Here is a 16,486-nt window from a genome sequence, read left to right as displayed (position 1 = left end):
GCCTGAGGCCGCAGAGGCCTCAGCCCTTGGCCTTGGGCACGCGGCCCATCAGGTAGAACTCCGGGTTGGGCAACATGCCGCTGAAGCTGGCAATGCGGTTGGACATGCCGAAAAACGCGGTGATGGCCGCGATGTCCCAGATGTCTTCGTCGGAGAAGCCCTGGGCATGCAGGGGCGGGAAGTCGGCCTCGTCCACCTCGTGCGAGCGTTCGCAGACCTTCATCGCGAAGTCGAGCATGGCGCGCTGGCGCGGGCTGATCTCGGCCTTGCGGTAGTTGATGGCGACCTGATCGGCCACCAGCGGCTTTTTTTCGTAGATGCGCAGCAGCGCGCCATGGGCCACCACGCAATACAGGCACTGGTTGGCCGCACTGGTGGCGGTGACGATCATTTCCCGATCGCCCTTGGTCAGCGACCCTTCTTCCTTGAGCATCAAGGCATCGTGGTAGGCAAAAAAGGCCCGCCATTCGGCCGGGCGGCGCGCCAATGTCAGAAAAACCTGTGGCACAAACCCGGCTTTGTCCTGCACGGCCAGAATTTTTTCCCGAATATCGTCAGGGACATTGTTCAACTCTGGCGGCTCATAGCGTGAACGGTTCATTTCGGTCTCCATAGTGCTTGTGCTTGCCATCATAGGGTTGCGAGGTGAGGGGCATTGGAACGCAAAAGCTTGGTTTCGAAAAAGCTATTGAAACTTTAGAAGTAATTGTTTTTACTTATTTTGAGGGCTTTTTTAACATGGCTTCACCGCGTTCTCCTTCATCCTCAAGGACCCCATCATGAGCCAGCCCATCCTGACCACCGCCTCCGGCAGCGGGATTTTGGACCCGAATCACAGCCTCAGTGCAGGCCGCCCGCTTTCAGCTTCGGCGCAGGGTGTTTTGACCTGCAACATGGTTGACGTGCCGCGAGGGACCCAGGTGCGCCGTGTGACGCACGACAGCCGGGCCGGCTACGGCGCCGAGTTGACCCGCAAGCTCGGTCTCGGGGGCCCCATGGGCGCCCGCATGTGGATCGGTCTGATCCTCAACGTCGGTGGCCTGGCCGTGGTGTTGCAGAGCCTGGCCCGGCACGGGGTGGGCGCATGAGGGCCGGCAAGAACCAGCCGGGCGGCCGCCTGCGGCCTTGGCGAGAGGAGTTCTGGCAGGCCTTGCAAGGCTGGGCCGCCTCCGTGGGGCAGGGCACCGCCGCCTGAGGGCTGGCACGGACGGGGCCGGCTGCCGGCGCGGCTCACCCCTGGGCCGTTTTTTTTGAGGACCCGGGTTGCGCAACGGCCCGGACCGCGGCCACCCCGTTTCGGGGTGGCCTTTTTACGTCGGCTCAGCGTGCGCCCAGGTAGTCCAGCTTGCCCAGGGGCACGCCCTGGTGGCGCAGCAGGTCATAGGCCGTGGTCACGTGGAAGAAGAAGTTGGGCAGGGCAAAGCTCAGCAGGTAGTCGATGCCGGTGAAGTGCCGGTCGCCGCTGCGCAACTTCAGCACCACCTCACGCGCCTCCGAGCCATCGATCTGCGCCGGGGCGAGGGTCTTCAGGTAGTCAAGGGTCTTGGCGATGCGCGCCTGCAACTCAGCCAGGGTGACTTCGGTGTCCGGGAAGGCTGGGGCCTCTACGCCGGCCAGGCGGGCGGCACAGCCTTTGGCGGTGTCGGCCGCGATGAAGACCTGGCTGGTCAGGGGCAGCATGTCGGGTGCCAGGCGCAACTGCCCGTAGGTGGCGGGGTCGGTGCCCTGGGCGGCCGCATGGGCGGCCGCTTTTTCAAGAATGCTGGACAGGGCGCTCAACTGGCGCACAAAAACGGGCACGCTGGCCTGGTACATCGAAATGCTCATGGGGGACTTTCTTGGGGTGATGCTTGAGAGCCGCCATGATCCGCCAAATATCGGCATCGTGCTGGCCAGCCGACCGTCACCCCGCCAGCAGCCGGTGCACCAGGTCGGCGGTGGTGTTGGCCTTGTACTTGCGCATCAGGCGGGCGCGGTAGATCTCGACGGTGCGGTGGCTGATGGCCAGCGAGCGCCCGATCTCCTTGGACGTCAAGCCGTTCATCAAATGGGCGGCCACCTCCCGTTCGCGGGCCGTCAGCTCGGCCTTGACCGGGCGGCGTGAGCTCAGGTCTTCAAAGGTCCAGATGCCGGCCTCATGCGGGTTGTCGCGGTTCAGCGCCCGGCCCGTCACGTGGCACCAGAAGGTCTCTCCCTTGAAACGGCCGTCCACCCGCTTCATGACCCGGTCGTCCGAGTAATGGCCATGGGCATTCAGGATGGGCGCGATGCGTTCACCGGTGCGTTCGTATTCGTCGGCGCTCGGGTACAGCACCTTGAACGACTGGCCCACCAACTGGTCGCGTGTGGTGCCGAACATCTCGCACACATGCAGGTTGCAGTCCACGATGGCGCGGTGGCGCGACAGCACCAGGCCGACGGGGGCGAGGTCGAATGCCAGGCGGTAGTCCAGTGGAATCAAGGGGGTTGTCCTACAGGGTCTTGCTTACGAGCTTCTACGTATTCAAATAGGTAGTATCTTCAGCGATTCTAAGTTCCACCTGCACGCATCTTCAGGAGACATTTGTGAACAAACTTTTTCCCTCCGCCACCGAAGCGCTCAAGGGCGTGGTCAGTGACGGGCAATTGCTGGCTGTCGGCGGCTTCGGCCTCTGCGGCATTCCCGAGGCCCTGATCGACGCCTTGCGCGACACCGGCGCCAAGAACCTCACGGTGATTTCGAACAACGCCGGGGTTGACGGTTTCGGCCTGGGCAAGCTGCTCGAAACCCGCCAGATCAAGAAGATGATCTCCAGCTATGTGGGTGAAAACAAGGAGTTCGAACGCCAGTACCTGGCGGGCGAGCTGGAGCTGGAATTCACCCCCCAGGGCACGCTGGCCGAAAAGCTGCGCGCGGGCGGCGCCGGCATCCCGGCCTTCTTCACCAAGACCGGCGTGGGCACGGTGGTGGCCGACGGCAAGGAGCTGCGTGATTTCGACGGCGAAACCTATGTGATGGAACGCTCGCTGGTGCCCGACGTGGCCCTGGTGAAGGCCGATGTGGCCGACAAGGCCGGCAACCTGCGTTTCCGCTACACCGCGCGCAACTTCAACCCTGCCGTGGCCATGGCCGGCAAGCTGTGCATCGTCGAGGTCGAGAAGATCGTCGAAGTGGGCGAGATCGCGCCCGACGACGTGCACCTGCCTGGCATCTATGTGCACCGCCTGGTGCTCAACGCCCAGCCCGAGAAGCGCATCGAGAAACGCACCATCACCGAAAAGGCAGGAGTCTGAACATGCCCTGGAATCAAGACCAAATGGCGGCCCGTGCCGCACACGAACTGGAAGACGGCTTCTACGTCAACCTGGGCATCGGCATCCCCACCCTGGTGGCCAACCACGTGCCTTCGACCATCGAGGTGTGGCTGCAGTCCGAGAACGGCATGCTGGGCATCGGCCCTTTCCCGACCGAGGACGAGGTCGACGCCGACCTGATCAACGCCGGCAAGCAGACCGTCACCACCATCAAGGGCTCGTCCATCTTCGGCAGCCATGACAGCTTTGCCATGATCCGTGGCGGCAAGATCAACCTGTCCATCCTGGGCGCCATGCAGGTCAGCGAAAAAGGCGATCTGGCCAACTGGATGATCCCGGGCAAGATGGTCAAGGGCATGGGCGGTGCGATGGATCTGGTGGCCGGCGTCAAGCGCGTGATCGTGCTGATGGAACACGTGGCCAAGAAGAAAGACGGCACCGAAGACCTGAAGATCCTGCCGCAATGCACTCTGCCGCTGACCGGCGTGGGTGTGGTGGACCGCATCATCACCGACCTGGCCGTGATGGATGTCACCCCTGAAGGCCTCAAGGTGGTGGAGCTGGCCCCGGGCGTGACCCGCGAGTTCCTGCAATCCAAGACCGGCGTCACGCTGATCTGATCAGCCGACCGAGCCCCTCACCGCCCCGAGTCTCTCGAGCGGCGGTTTTTCAGAAGACGAGCCTGGCCTCGTCTTTTTTTTCGTGATCCACAGACCTTGCCCAGGCTCAGATGGGCAGAATCGGGCGCATGGAACATGAGCACAAGACGGCCTTCGAACCCGTGCATGCCCCGCCTGGCCCGGGCCCGGTCGTGCTGGTGCTGGCGTCCGGGCGCGGCGAACGGTTTCGTGCCTCGGGTGGCCTGACCCACAAGCTGCAGGCCGACCTGGGGGGGCGCCCCGTGCTGCAGCGCACCCTGGACGCGGTGCGTGCCAGCGGCCTGGCCTGGCATCTGGAGGATCGGGGCCACCCGGGCATGGGTGACAGCATTGCGGCGGCCGTGCGGGCCACCGCCCAGGCCCCGGGCTGGCTGATCCTGCCCGGGGACCTGCCGCTGGTGCAGCCCGAGAGCCTGCAGCGGGTGGCCGAGGCGCTGTCGCGCTGGTCGGTCGTGCTGCCGCGCCATGCCGGTGAAAAGGGGCATCCGGTGGGGTTTGCCGCCGTCTGCCGCGAAGGCTTGCTGGCCCTGTCGGGCGATGTGGGCGCGGCCTCGGTGCTGCGCCAGTGGCAGGGGCTGGGTCAGGCGCTCATGCTGGACCTGGACGACGCCGGCATCGTGACCGACATCGACACCCTGGACGACCTGGCCCGTGCGGCTCGCGCGGTCCGTGCGTCCCACCCGTGGCCTTGATCAGCCCGCGCCGTGGGGGGCCAGCCGCAACAGGCGGGCCAGGCTGCGGTCGTGGATGCCCAGTTTCAGCAGGCCTTCGTGGGTCTGGCGCACGTAGTCGAGGGTGGTGCCGAACTTGCCGCACGACTGGCTGAAGATGCGTTGGTAATCGGCTTCGCTGAGCTGGCCTGTGTGGCTGGGGCTGCGCCGTGACAGCGTGAAGGCCAGCGCCGACACCGGGCCCTGCGGGGTGTGGCAGCGCAGCCAGCGCGGGTCGTACACCCCGGTCATCATCTCGCGGTGCCACAGGCGCACCAGGGCCGATTCGGCCTCGTGGCGCGGGATGCGGAACACGGCACCCTGGCAGCTCCCGCCCGACAACATGCCGAACACCAGACCCGGGCACTCCGGGGTGCCCCGGTTGATGCGGCTCCACATCTTGAGGGCGCGGTGCCAGCCATGCACGCGCGCCGGGCGCTGCTCGTCAAACGCAAATTCGGGGCGCCAGATCAGCGATCCGTAGGCAAAAACCCACAAGTCGTGCTGCCCGCCCCACTGGCGTCGGGTGTGTTCCAACATGGGGCCGGGGTCGCGCAAGGCCGTCATGCCTGCTGGGGTGAATTCACTCATGGGTGCTTCGAATTCCGGGGCGCTGGGGTCAGGGTGGAGTGGGTATTTTGCGCCAGCGCACCGGGCCGACGCGATCGCCTGTGGTTTTCAGAATGATTCCACCTGCATTCCCATCGAATCGAACGTCAGAAAAGCCGCGGATTTGCCGCCCGCGACAGGGTTTCGTCAGATTGTTCGTTTCAATATGATATTTTCAGCCATCCATCTCACAAAGGGTTCCATGCAGACTTGGAGCAATGAAGCGCTGGACGCTCTGCGGTACGCAGGCGATCCCTTGGCCGATGCCACGGTGGCCCGGCTGATGCACGATTGGGTTCGGCCCCAGGCCGGTCACAGCCTGGAGCAGTTGCAGCAGCTCAACCAGGCGCCGCTGGAACGCCTCAATGCGGCCACCCGCCTGCTGCACCAGATGCCGGTCAATGGCGGCCTGGCCGACTGGCGGCCCCAGCCGCCTCCGGCCCACCCTGATCTGGCAGGCATCCTGATCGACTACGTGCACCAGGCCCTGCAGGGCTACGCCTGGGAGACCGACCCACAGGTCGACCAGGCCGAAAAGGTGTTTGCCGAGCTGGGCGTGCTGTCGTGCCTGATTCAATTCTGTGCCAGCCTGCCCGAGTGCTATGTGGTGCCCGACCTGTCCGATGTTCTGCATGTGGCCGGCCAACTGGAGCAGCACACCGATCACCGCATCCGCGCCACCGCCGCCATGATCTTTCCGGTCATGCTGCCTGGTGGACTGACCTCGGCCAGCGGGCGTGGGGTGGGTCAGGTCCTCAAGGTGCGCCTGATCCATGCCACCATCCGCCACCTGATCCTGCGCGGCGAACCTCAAGTGGTGCTGGAGTCGGTGCGGCGGGCCGCCGGCACGCCGCAGGGCATGGTGCCGCCGCTGTCTTCTGCCACGCCGGTGCAGGGGCTGCAAGCCAGCTTGCTGTCTCATGGGTGGGATCTGCACCAGCACGGCATGCCCTGCAACCAGGAGGAGCTGGGCTACACCTTGCTGACCTTCAGCTTCGTTTTTCTGCGCAGCTTGCGTCGCCTGGGGCTTGGTTTGCAGCCCGAGCAGGAGACGGCTTACCTGCATTGCTGGAACCGGGCCGCCCGCCTGCTGGGCGTGAGCGAGGCCATGCTGGCCAGCGACTACGGCAGCGCGGCCCAGCTGTTCGCCCTGATCCAGCAACGTGCGCGGGCGGGCCGGCCCATGCCGGACGTGCGCCCATTGCTGGGCCAAGCGCTGGTGGCCAACCTGGAAAGCGTTGTTCCCTTGCGCGTGCTCAAGCCTGTGGGGCCTTTGATGATCCATCATCTGTGTGGTCAGGAAGTGGCGGACGAGATTGGTGTGCGCACGCCTGCCGGCGGCTTGAGCGTGTTCCTCTTCAACGCGGGCATGGCTTTGACGCGGGGGCTGGATGCGCTGGTGCGCGTGTTCGTGCCTGGGTTTTCGCTGGCGCGCTTCTTCACCCGTTTGATCGGGCAGCAGTATGTCTGGGCGTTCCTCCTCAGTCAGACGCGGCCTCTGGTGTTGCCCACCGAATTGTTGGGCGAAGTCCATGCCACGCTGCACACCTGGTCGGTCGACCCCAAGGCCCCGCGCTGGCTCAATGCGATTGAGCGTTATGTCCATGGCCCCAGGTTGACCAGCCCGCCCGGTGCCCCCCAGCCATGACCTGCCCACTGTCCCGGCTGTTTGTTTTTTCGCTGTCGCCGCGCCCTTGAGACGGGCTGTGCTGCGACCACCAGGAGTTCGTTAGATGTTGTGCATTGCCTGTCACGGCGTGTTGGCCGATGGAGACCCGCAGTGCTCGAACTGTGGACAGGATCAGCGCATGCGCTGTTCAGCCTGTGGCACCCCGGCCGCTGCCGCCCATCGATTCTGTGCTTCGTGCGGTGCACGCCTGAGCTTCCACCTGCAAGGGCGCTCCGCCGGCGAGTTGAATGACGCGGCCGAGAAACGCCACCTGACCGTGCTGTTCTGTGACCTGGTGGATTCGACGGCCTTGTCCGGTGTGGTGGACGCCGAAGACCTGCGAGAGATCATCCAGGCCTACCAGGCGATCGCGGCCGACATCATCCGCCAGTACGACGGCTACATCGCCCAGTACCTGGGCGATGGCCTGCTGGTCTATTTCGGCTACCCGCGGGCGCATGAGGATTCGCCAGCGCGCGCGCTGCGCGCGGCCGAGGGCATCATCTCTGCGTTGCCGCGCCTGAGCGCTCGCTTGCGCCATATCACCACGCTGGACCTGCAGGTGCGCATCGGCATTCACACCGGCATGGTGGTGGTGGGCCAGGTGGGGGAAGGGGCGCGCCACGAGCGCCTGGCCATCGGCGAAACCCCCAACATTGCGGCCCGTCTGCAGGCTGTCGCACAAGGCAATGAGGTGGTGGTGTCGGGCACGACCCGTCAGGCCATCCGTGATGCGCTGCCCTGGCAAGCGCTGGGAGAGCTCAGTTTGCGCGGCGTGGCACACCCTGTCGAGGCCTGGCGCCTGTGCGGGGTTGGCGAATCCGGGGCGCAGGTCGGCCCCAGCCATGCCAGGCGCCAGATTGGGCGCGACGACGAATTGACCCAACTTGAGCACGATTGGCAGCACGCCCTTCTGGGCCAGCCCCGCGTGGTCCTCATCGAGGGTGAGCCCGGGATCGGCAAGTCGCATCTGCTGGCCCAGTTGAGGCAGAAGGCACGAGGCGACGGCGCCCTGTCCATGGTGTTGCGCTGCTCGCCCTACCACGCCGCCAGCGAATGGTTTCCTGTGATCGAAGGCATGGAACGTCTGGCCCAGTTCGAGGCCCAGGACGCTCCCCATGAGCGCTATCGCAAGTTGCTGAAATCCCTGCCACCCGGCATGAGCGACCATGAGCAGGACGTTCAACTTCTGGCGCGCCTGCTGCGTGCGGCGCCCGAGGAGCCGATGCCGGCCTTGAACTTGGCCCCGGCGCTGGCTAAAAAGCGCACCGAAGCCGCCTTGCTGCGCTGGCTGAACCTGGTGGTGCAGCAACATCCTTTGATGCTGGCGGTCGAGGACCTGCATTGGGCTGACCCCTCCACCCTGGCCCTCGCCGTGTCCCTGGCCGAGCAGATGGCCTCGCAGCGCCTGCTGCTGGTGCTGACCCAGCGTTGCGGCGACAGCGCACGCTGGGCTCCCACGGCGAGCACCCGACACTTGCTGCTGGATCGCCTGCCCAGCGAGGCGGCCGAGGCCTTGTTGCTGCACTGCATGGGGGGCAAGCGTCTGCCCGCCGTGGTGGTGCGCCGCATCATCGAAAACACCGATGAGGTTCCCCTGTTCATTGAAGAGTTCACCCGCACCGTGCTGGAGTCCGATGTGCTGCAGGAAACCCCGGGGGGCTTCGAGTTGCGCGTGGCCTTGCCGGTGGCGCTGATCCCGGACAACCTGCGCGATTCGCTGGCCGCGCGTCTGGACCGGCTGGATGCCGGGCGCGCCGTGGCGCGGCGGGCGTCCGTGATTGGGCGGCGTTTCCAGCGCGGCCTGTTGGCCGCCTTGTGCGGCGCCGACGAGGCGCTGGTGCAGCAGGGCCTGCAGGAGCTGCTCGCCGCGGGCCTGTTGTTCGCGCTGGAAGGCAGCGACCAGGATTTTGAATTCAAGCATGCGCTGGTGCAGGCCGCGGCCTACGACTCGATGCTGCGGCGAGATCGGCTCATGCTGCATGGCTTGCTGGCCGGTGAGCTGGTGCGGCGCGACCCCGGCCTGATGCAGCGTCAGCCCGAACTGCTGGCCCACCACCACAGCGAAGCCCATCAATGGTCCAAGGCTGTGCAACTGTGGCTGCGCGCGGGCCAGATGGCCCTGGCCCGCTCGGCCAACCACGAGGCCGTGCTGCACCTGCGCGCGGGTTTGGCACTGGTCAGCCACCTCACGCCTGAGGAGGGGGCGCAGCTTGAACTCAGTCTGCTCGGCACCCTGGCGCCGGCCATCAAGGTGACGCGCGGCTTCACAGCGCCCGAGCTGGAGACCCTGTACGCCCGGGTGGAAGCCCTGTGCCAGGTCATGCCGGACCGGCCCGAAATCTTTGTGGCCCTGAATGGCGTCTGGGGCTACCGCCAGGTCAAGGGGCAGCAGGCGGGTCTGGTGCAACTGGCCGAGCAGAACCTGGCCTTTGTGCGGCGTGCGGGGGCGCCCACCATGCTGGCGCAGGCCACGTTCTCGGTCGGCGTGTCCTTGCTGTGGACTGGCGACTTCCGCCGCGCCAACGAGACCTTTTTGCGCGCGGTTGAGGTCTACGACCCCGTGCGCGATGCCGAGACTTGCCGCATCTACGGCTCAGATCCGCGCGTGGCCGCCGAGTGCTACCGCTCGTATGCGCTGTGGGCGCTGGGCCTGACAGACCAGGCCCAGGCCGCCATCGAGCGCGCCGGGCGCTGGTCCAGTGCGCTGAACCACCCCTTCAGCCAGGCCTGGGCGCTGGCTTTCCGCAGCGCCTACAACGTGATGGTGCATGAGCCCGAGCGTCTGCTCGAAGAGATCGATCAGCACATTGCCTACTGCCGCGAGGTGGGCCATGTGTTCTGGCTGGCCACCACCACGGCCAGCCGGGGCTGGGCCCTGGCCATGAGCGGACGTCTGCCCGAAGGCATCGAGGCCTTGCGCGCGGCGCTCGCCTTTCAGGGCTCGATCGGCGTGGGCGTGATCCAGCCGCAGTGGCGTTGCAAGCTGGCCGAGGCCCTGATGCTGAATGGTCAGTACCAGGATGCCTCGGATGAGATCGAGGCGGCACTGCTGGCTTGCGAGGCCAATGAAGACTTCTTCTGCCGCATCGAGATCCTGCGTGTGCGTGGCGAGATCGAATTGCGCCGCCACCCTCTTGAGCCCGAACTGGGCCTGGATCATCTGCGGTCGGGCCTGGAACTGGCCCAGCGCCTGCACCAGTTGCCCTGGGGCCTGCGCATCGCCACCCAACTGTGGCGGGTGGCCCAGGCGGGCGGGCCGCCAGCGCCCTGGCTGCCCGAGTTGCTGGCCCAGGTCACCGAAGGTCAGGACACCTGGGTGGTGCGCGAGGCGCGCGCGGCGTTGGCCGCCAGCGCCTGCCCGCTCAGCACAGATCCTGCCCCGTGACGCCGTCGTAGAGCGGCCGGCCCAGCACCGCGTTGCCGGCCTGCAGCCCGGCCATGGCGGCAGCTTCCACGCAGCCGGCATTGAAGCCGTTGTCGATCCAGTCGCCCGTGATCACCAGGTTGTCAAAGCCGGTCTCATTGGCCTTGATGCGCGCCGAGGCGCTGCCGGCCACCGACATCACATAGCGCTCCGAGGGGTCGACGTTGGCGCGCTGGTAGACCTCGACCACGGTATCGGCGGGCAGGGCGCCCGCGCCGTCCACGGCCTCGGGCCACAGCAGGCGCACATGCTCGCGGGTCAAGGTGGCCGTGGCGGCCTTGACCTTGTCCAGGGCCCGGTAGGGTGTGGCTGCGTCTTGCGGGTCCAGCGGCGGTTCGTCCAGAGCGCCGCAGAAATAGGCCACGTTGCGCGGCGCCTGGCCTTCGGGCCAGACCTCCATCGGTAACAGATGGCTCATGTCGGCCCAACTGTCCAGCGGCTCAAGGAAGGAGTCGACGATGGGCGCTGGGGCCGTCCAGCCCAGTTCGGGCAGGCTGGGCCGCAGCCAGAACTGCACGCCCTGGGTGCACACCGTCTTGACCCGGTCGACCATGGTCTGCCAGCGCGGCTCGGCCCGGCACAGCTCCTTGCACAGCAGGGGCACGCTGCCCAGCGAGATGCCGAACACCACGGTGTCGAAATCGCGCCCGCGCTGCAGCTCGAACTCGGCCGCGTTGTCCCAGCGGAACCACAGCGACTCCAGGTCCAGGCCCTGCTCGGCCACCGCCTGGCGCAAGGCCTCACCCTGGCTCAGCTGGCTGTAGTCGGGCTCGGCTGGCCAGCAGTCCAGGCCTTTCACGTTCACCAAGGGCTGGTAGGGGCCGGCGGTGTCGACCTGGCGCACCATGGCGATGCGCTCGATCGAGCGGCGGTCCTCCGACAGGCCCAGGCTCTGCACCTTGTGGAAGAAGCGGAACTGCACCCCGCGCTGGGCCAGCGCCTTGTACAGCGGGGTGAAGATGGTGTCGCCCATGCCGGCGCGCATCTTCCAGAAGATCGCGCCGTTGTAGGTGCAGCACATGCGAAACAGGGTGCGCACCGTGGGCGCGGTGGCGTAGTTGGCCGTGCGTTCGGTGTCCTGGCTGTCCCCGTTGTCAAAGGCGAACACAAAGTCATAGAACAGGCGCAGCAAGGGGTTGATGCGGGTGTCCAGCGTGGCCGGCATGGCGCCGTGGCGCTTCAGCCAGACCCGGATCTCCTCGTCCAGCTCACCCAGGGGGCGGCCTTCCAGCACCTCGTCCACCAGCAGGCCACGCAGCACCGACACCACCAGATCCACCATCAGCAGGTGGCGCAGCGCGGCCAGGTCGTCCGGGTCCAGTCGCTCGTACTCGTGCGCCACCCAGGTCTGCAGGTGGCCCAACAGGCTTTCGATCAGCGCGCGTTCGCGTGCTTGGTGCGCCGCAGGGTCCTTGGCCAGGCGGGCCAGCAGGTGTTGCAACAGCACCAGGGCACCCAGGCCCGCACTGACGGCCACTTCCTCCACGGTCAGGGCGAGTTCCAGGGCCTGTTCCTTGATCCAGCCGATCAGTCCGTGGTGGTGGGTCGGGTGCTCGTTGCGGTACACCTGGGCATGCACCGACTGGCCGGCCTGGCCCAGCAACAGCTGCACCAGCTCGGACAGGTAGGACCACAGCGAGGGCAGGGCGCCGCCCTCCCAGGGCTTCTGGCCATTGGTGGGCATCTGCATCATCCAGGGCGTGGGGTCGCCGTCGAAGGCCTCGTAGGCGCCCACATAGCTGTGGGGTTCGAAGGCGTCCTCGCAGCGCAGGAACACGCCCTTGGCGATGCGCGGCGGTGTGTGGCCCACGGCCACAGGCGCGGCTTCGGGGTTCAGCTCGGTCAGGGCCTGCTGCATCATGCGAAAGGCGTTGTGGTAGAAGCCCAGCCAGATGTGCAGCCCATGCTCCTCGATGCGCCAGTGCGGGGCACGCCGCCCGCTGGCCCCCTTGCCGCCCAGCCGCCAGCCCATCTGGTACACCGTCACTTCGTAACGGTCTTGCCAGCCGGGCTCGCTGGTGATCTGGAAGGCGCTGGTCATGGCACCGACGCCACCTCCCAGAATGGCGATCTTCTGCTTGGGGCGGGTGTTCTGCGCTGTGTTCATGGAGCGGTTTGAATTGTTAATAATGATCATTTTCCGATCGGCGGCGAGAGTATCCCGGGGCGTTCAGGCCGGGGTCAAGTCGTTTTTTCAGTCCGCCGGTGCAGCGCAGCCCCTGTGCTGTGGCATGGGAAATGCTTCGGTCCGGGGCGCAGCCGGTGGCCGTCCGGGCCCTGGCTGCGGCGGCTCCGTGTTCCTTCATTTCGCCTTTGGGCCTGTTCCTGATGTCCTCTGATTCACCTCTGGCAACCCCTGATACCGCCGCCGCCTTGCCGGCCGAAGTGCCCCTGGACGAGCGCGATGGCCGCTACCTGCGCCAGGCCATCGGCCTGGCCGATCTGGGGCGCTCGCGTGGCAATCGGCCCTTCGGGGCGGTGCTGGTGTCACCGGGCGGCGAGGTGATGGGCGAGGCCTGGTGCAACACCACCGAAACCGGCGACTGCACCGGGCATGCCGAGACCAGCCTGGTGCGCGCCGTCAGCCCCCGTTACTCTCGGGACGTGCTGGCCCAGGCCACGCTGTATTCGTCGGGCGAGCCCTGCGTGATGTGCGCCGGGGCCATCTACTGGTCCAACATCCGCCGCGTGGTGTACGGCATTGACGCCTGGCGGCTGCGCGCCTTCCGCGGCGAGCGCCTGGACCAACGCGACGCCGAGCTGTCGTGCCGCGATGTGTTCGAGGCCTCGCCCTACGCCATCGAGTGCATCGGCCCGGCGCTGATCGAAGAGGCCAGTCGTTCGCACGTCGGTGCCTGGAAGCTTTGACGGGCGCCGCATGAGCGCCGAGCCCCTGTCCCTGGACGAGCCTGCCCCCCAGGCCCGGCATCGGCTGGGCCGTGAGCGCACGCTGGCGCTGATCCGTGAGGCGGCCATCGCCGAGTTCAGCCTGCACGGCTTCAAGGGCGCCTCCACCCAGGCCATTGCCGAGCGCGCCGGCCTGACCAAGCCCCAGCTGCATTACTACATCCGCGGCAAGGACGAGCTGTACGAAGAGCTGCTGGGTTCGGTGCTGGCCGGCTGGAGCAATGCCTTCGTGTTCGACGGCAATGCCGCCGAGCCGCGCGAGGTGCTGCGCGAGTACGTGCGCCGCAAGCTCGACTACGCACTGGACAACCCCGGCCTGTCGCGCATCTTCACCAGCGAGGTGCTGGCCGGCGGGCGCAAGCTGGGGCGCTACTGGCCGGTGGCCCGCCAGTCCACCGACGACAAGGTGGCCATCATCGAGCGCTGGATGGCGCAGGGGCTGATCCGCCCCCTCAACCCGCGCGTGCTGCTGATGCAGATCTGGGGCATGACCCAGCACTACGCCGACTACGGCGTGCAGGTGCGGGTGATGCTGGGGTTGGCCCCCGATGCACCGATCGAACGCGGGCCGATCGTGCAGGAACTCACCAATTTCGTGCTGCTGGGCTGCGGTCTGCCCGCGGATGACGCAGCGGTGCATCGCCCTGGGGCATCCGACACCGCTTGACCCGGGTCATGCCCGCTTTGGCCTCGAAACAGGCCTGGCACAGCGTTTGCAAGTGATTTGACCGATTGATCAAATCAAACGGTCAACTTTCAGCCGAACGGGTTTTGCTGGGGTTGATTCCTTCGCCACGAAAGGGGAGAAGTCGATGCGGATTCTGGTGATTTACGCCCACCCGGTGGAGACCAGCTTCAATGCGGCGCTGCACCGCCAGGTGCTGGAGAGCCTGCGCCAGGCAGGCCACGAGGTGGATGATTGCGATCTGTACGCAGAAGAGTTCAACCCCGTGATGTCGCGTGAAGAGCGCCTGGGCTACCACGAGGTGCCGCACAACCAGCGCCCGGTGCAGCGCTATGTGGACCGCTTGCTGTGGGCCGAGGCCCTGGTGTTCTGCTTCCCCACCTGGTGCTTCGGGCTGCCGGCCATCCTCAAGGGCTTTTTCGACCGGGTGCTGATGCCCGGCGTGGCCTTCGACATCAGCGACCCGCAAAACGTCAAACCCTCGCTGACCCACATCCGCCACATCTCGGCCGTGGTCACCTACGGCCGCCCGCGTTGGACGGCGCTGCTGATGGGCGACCCGCCGCGCAAGGTGATCTCGCGCTACCTGCGCCTGCTCACCGGCGGCGGGGCCAAGGTCAGCTACCACGCCCACTACCACATGAACGTGGCCACCCCGAAGACGCTGGAGGCCTTCAAGGCCCGCGTCGGCCAGGCCATGAGGCGCTTCGCATGAGCCCGCTTGACCTGAACTTGAACCTGAACACAGGTGCCGTCCTGGACGACGCACCACCCGCCCTGGGCGGTGCCCGCCTGCCCACCTGGGCGCTGCCGGCCGATTGGCCCCGCAGCCAGGGCCTGCCCGTGCTGGCCGACATGTTGCTCGAAGGAGGGCGCATCACCGCCGTGCGCCCTCAGGGCGCCGCCCCTTTGCCACCGGGGGCCTGGGCCCTGGGCGGCGCGCCTGTGCTGCCCGGCCTGGTGGATGCCCACACCCACCTCGACAAGGCTTTCACCCTGCCGCGCATGGGCCAGGTGCAGCCTGGCCTGCTGGGCGCCATCGAGGCCATGATGGCCGACCGCGCGCACTGGACGCCGCAGGACGTGCACCAGCGCGCCAGCCAGGGCCTGCAGTGGGCCCATGCCGCCGGGGTGGTGCAGTTGCGCAGCCATTGCGACTGGTGGGAGCCCGAGGTCACACCGGTGGCCTGGCCGGTGCTGCGCGAGCTGGCCGAAGACTGGCGTGGCCGGGTGCAGCTCGACCGCGTCAGCCTGATCCCGCTGCACCTGTTTGCCGAGCTGGACACTGCGCTTTCACTGGCCGCCCGGGTGGCGGCCTCCGGCCCCGGCGCCTGCCTGGGTGGCTTTGTGCACAGCACCAACTGGGACCCGCAGGCCCTCAGGCACCTGCTGATGGCCGCCCGCCAGCACGATCTGGATGTGGACCTGCATGTGGACGAGGAACTGCAGGCCAACGCCCAGGGCCTGGCCCACATCGCCGAGCTGGTGCCGGCCCTGGGCCTGCAGGGGCGCGTGGTGTGCGGCCACACCTGTGCCCTGGCCGCCATGCCCGAAGACCGGGCCCTGCGCACCCTGGACGCGGTGGCCCGCGCCGGCCTGACCCTGGTCACCCTGCCCATCACCAACTTGCTGCTGCAGGACGCCGTCACCGGGCGCACGCCGCGCCAGCGCGGGCTGACCCTGGTCAAAGAGGCGAGGGCGCGGGGCATCCCGCTGCTGCTGGCCAGCGACAACGTGCAAGACCCTTTCTGCCCGCTGGGCAGCTTCGACCCGCTGGAGGCCTTTGGCGTCGGGGTGGCCATGGGGCAGTTGACGCAGGCCTTCGACGACTGGACCGACACCCTGTGCCGGCGCGACTGGCTGGCCCGCGCCGAGGCAGCCCGCCCCTGGGGCGTGGGCAGCGAGGCCGACCTGCTGATCTTTCCCGATGCCAACGCCTGGGGCTTTCCCTCGCGCAGCGCCCGCCGCGTGGTGCTGCGCCAGGGGCGGCGCCTGGCCCCTTTGAACCCGTTCTGAATCCGCTGCAGGAGGCCCGCTCATGACCCCGCAACCCACGCCCACCATCGCCCAGCCCCTGGCCCGCTATGCCGCCTGGCGCCGTGCCGGTGATTTCATCTTCCTGTCGGGGGTGATCGCGGTGGAGCCGGCGCAGCAGAAGATCGTGCGCGGCTTTGCCGACATCCCCGACGAGGCGGCCGAGTTGATTGGCCGCACCGGTGAGTTCTCCAGCGACTACAAGGACGGCCCCATCCTGGCCCAGAGTTGGTTCGTGCTGGACCGCATCCGCCTCACCGTCGAGGCCGCCGGCGGCCAGATGAGCGATGTGTTCAAGCTGGTCCAGTATTTCAAGTGCCTGGACGACTTTCCACGCTACAGCCGGGTGCGCCGGCTGTTCTTCCCGGGCGAGCCACCGGCCTCCACCGTGGTCGAGGTCAGCGGCATGCTGCCCAGCCCCGACATCGTGATCGAGGTCGAAGCCACCGCCTACCTGCCGCTGCGTTGAACCCCGGCGTTGAACCCAAGGAA

General features: G+C 67.0%; 16 protein-coding genes. 11 read left to right on the top strand and 5 right to left on the bottom strand.

Annotated elements, in window-relative coordinates:
* Window positions 1–19: 19 nt before the first annotated feature.
* Entirely contained in the window at window positions 20–601 is a 582-nt protein-coding gene (locus F624_RS0115395; RefSeq protein ID WP_031255164.1) for a peroxidase-related enzyme, read from the bottom strand.
* Window positions 602–779: 178 nt separating this feature from the next.
* Between F624_RS0115395 and F624_RS0115390 the strand changes: the two genes are divergently transcribed.
* A complete protein-coding gene (locus F624_RS0115390; protein ID WP_019575217.1) occupies window positions 780–1,088 on the top strand; it encodes a hypothetical protein in 309 nt (102 codons plus the stop codon).
* 232 nt (window positions 1,089–1,320) lie between these two features.
* Here F624_RS0115390 and F624_RS0115380 read toward each other — a convergent pair whose 3' ends face one another.
* Both F624_RS0115380 and F624_RS0115375 read right to left on the bottom strand, forming a co-directional pair.
* Window positions 1,321–1,827, bottom strand: coding sequence for a DUF1993 domain-containing protein (locus F624_RS0115380; protein WP_019575215.1), 507 nt, complete (start codon window positions 1,825–1,827; stop codon window positions 1,321–1,323).
* 76 nt (window positions 1,828–1,903) lie between these two features.
* The gene (locus F624_RS0115375; RefSeq protein ID WP_027475340.1) at window positions 1,904–2,458 is read right to left on the bottom strand and encodes a PAS and helix-turn-helix domain-containing protein; all 555 of its coding nucleotides are present in this window, start codon (window positions 2,456–2,458) and stop codon (window positions 1,904–1,906) included.
* 107 nt (window positions 2,459–2,565) lie between these two features.
* Here F624_RS0115375 and F624_RS0115370 point away from each other — a divergent pair, with 107 nt between their 5' ends.
* From F624_RS0115370 to F624_RS0115360, 3 genes are all read left to right on the top strand, one after another.
* Window positions 2,566–3,273 carry a CoA transferase subunit A gene (locus F624_RS0115370; protein WP_019575213.1) on the top strand — a complete coding sequence of 236 codons (708 nt, stop codon included), beginning with the start codon at window positions 2,566–2,568 and terminating at the stop codon, window positions 3,271–3,273.
* Window positions 3,274–3,275: 2 nt separating this feature from the next.
* The gene (locus F624_RS0115365; RefSeq protein WP_019575212.1) at window positions 3,276–3,914 is read left to right on the top strand and encodes a CoA transferase subunit B; all 639 of its coding nucleotides are present in this window, start codon (window positions 3,276–3,278) and stop codon (window positions 3,912–3,914) included.
* Between the two features lie 128 nt (window positions 3,915–4,042).
* A complete protein-coding gene (locus tag F624_RS0115360; protein ID WP_019575211.1) occupies window positions 4,043–4,645 on the top strand; it encodes a nucleotidyltransferase family protein in 603 nt (200 codons plus the stop codon).
* Here F624_RS0115360 and F624_RS0115355 read toward each other — a convergent pair whose 3' ends face one another.
* Complete coding sequence (locus F624_RS0115355) at window positions 4,646–5,254, bottom strand: gamma-glutamylcyclotransferase (RefSeq protein WP_420536250.1); 609 nt, start codon at window positions 5,252–5,254, stop codon at window positions 4,646–4,648. It abuts the gene before it with no gap.
* Between the two features lie 220 nt (window positions 5,255–5,474).
* On the opposite strand from F624_RS0115355, the gene F624_RS0115350 reads away from it, so the two are divergent.
* Complete coding sequence (locus F624_RS0115350) at window positions 5,475–6,920, top strand: oxygenase MpaB family protein (RefSeq protein ID WP_019575209.1); 1,446 nt, start codon at window positions 5,475–5,477, stop codon at window positions 6,918–6,920.
* Between the two features lie 160 nt (window positions 6,921–7,080).
* Entirely contained in the window at window positions 7,081–10,329 is a 3,249-nt protein-coding gene (locus F624_RS0115345) for an ATP-binding protein (protein WP_031255161.1), read from the top strand.
* Here F624_RS0115345 and F624_RS0115340 read toward each other — a convergent pair.
* Window positions 10,307–12,475: an NAD(P)-binding protein gene (locus F624_RS0115340; RefSeq protein WP_019575207.1), complete on the bottom strand. Its 2,169-nt coding sequence runs from the start codon at window positions 12,473–12,475 to the stop codon at window positions 10,307–10,309. The two genes, F624_RS0115345 and F624_RS0115340, sit on opposite strands and share 23 nt — an antisense overlap.
* Window positions 12,476–12,696: 221 nt before the next feature.
* Between F624_RS0115340 and F624_RS0115335 the strand changes: the two genes are divergently transcribed.
* The 5 genes from F624_RS0115335 to F624_RS0115315 all read left to right on the top strand — a co-directional run bounded on the left by F624_RS0115335 (window position 12,697) and on the right by F624_RS0115315 (window position 16,463).
* Window positions 12,697–13,236: a nucleoside deaminase gene (locus F624_RS0115335; RefSeq protein WP_031255160.1), complete on the top strand. Its 540-nt coding sequence runs from the start codon at window positions 12,697–12,699 to the stop codon at window positions 13,234–13,236.
* A gap of 10 nt (window positions 13,237–13,246) precedes the next feature.
* Entirely contained in the window at window positions 13,247–13,942 is a 696-nt protein-coding gene (locus F624_RS0115330) for a TetR/AcrR family transcriptional regulator (RefSeq protein ID WP_019575205.1), read from the top strand.
* 145 nt (window positions 13,943–14,087) lie between these two features.
* On the top strand, window positions 14,088–14,675 hold the full coding sequence (locus tag F624_RS0115325) for an NAD(P)H-dependent oxidoreductase (protein WP_019575204.1): 588 nt from the start codon (window positions 14,088–14,090) through the stop codon (window positions 14,673–14,675).
* Window positions 14,672–15,976, top strand: a complete 1,305-nt coding sequence (locus F624_RS0115320; RefSeq protein WP_019575203.1) for an amidohydrolase family protein — start codon at window positions 14,672–14,674, stop codon at window positions 15,974–15,976. The genes F624_RS0115325 and F624_RS0115320 overlap by 4 nt, the downstream gene beginning before the upstream one ends.
* 22 nt (window positions 15,977–15,998) lie before the next feature.
* On the top strand, window positions 15,999–16,463 hold the full coding sequence (locus F624_RS0115315) for a RidA family protein (protein ID WP_019575202.1): 465 nt from the start codon (window positions 15,999–16,001) through the stop codon (window positions 16,461–16,463).
* The last annotated feature ends 23 nt before the right edge of the window (window positions 16,464–16,486 follow it).

The sequence above is a fragment of the Curvibacter lanceolatus ATCC 14669 genome, assembly GCF_000381265.1.
In the GTDB taxonomy this organism is placed as follows: Bacteria; Pseudomonadota; Gammaproteobacteria; order Burkholderiales; family Burkholderiaceae_C; genus Curvibacter; species Curvibacter lanceolatus.
This window is presented reverse-complemented; position numbering and strand designations above follow the sequence as displayed.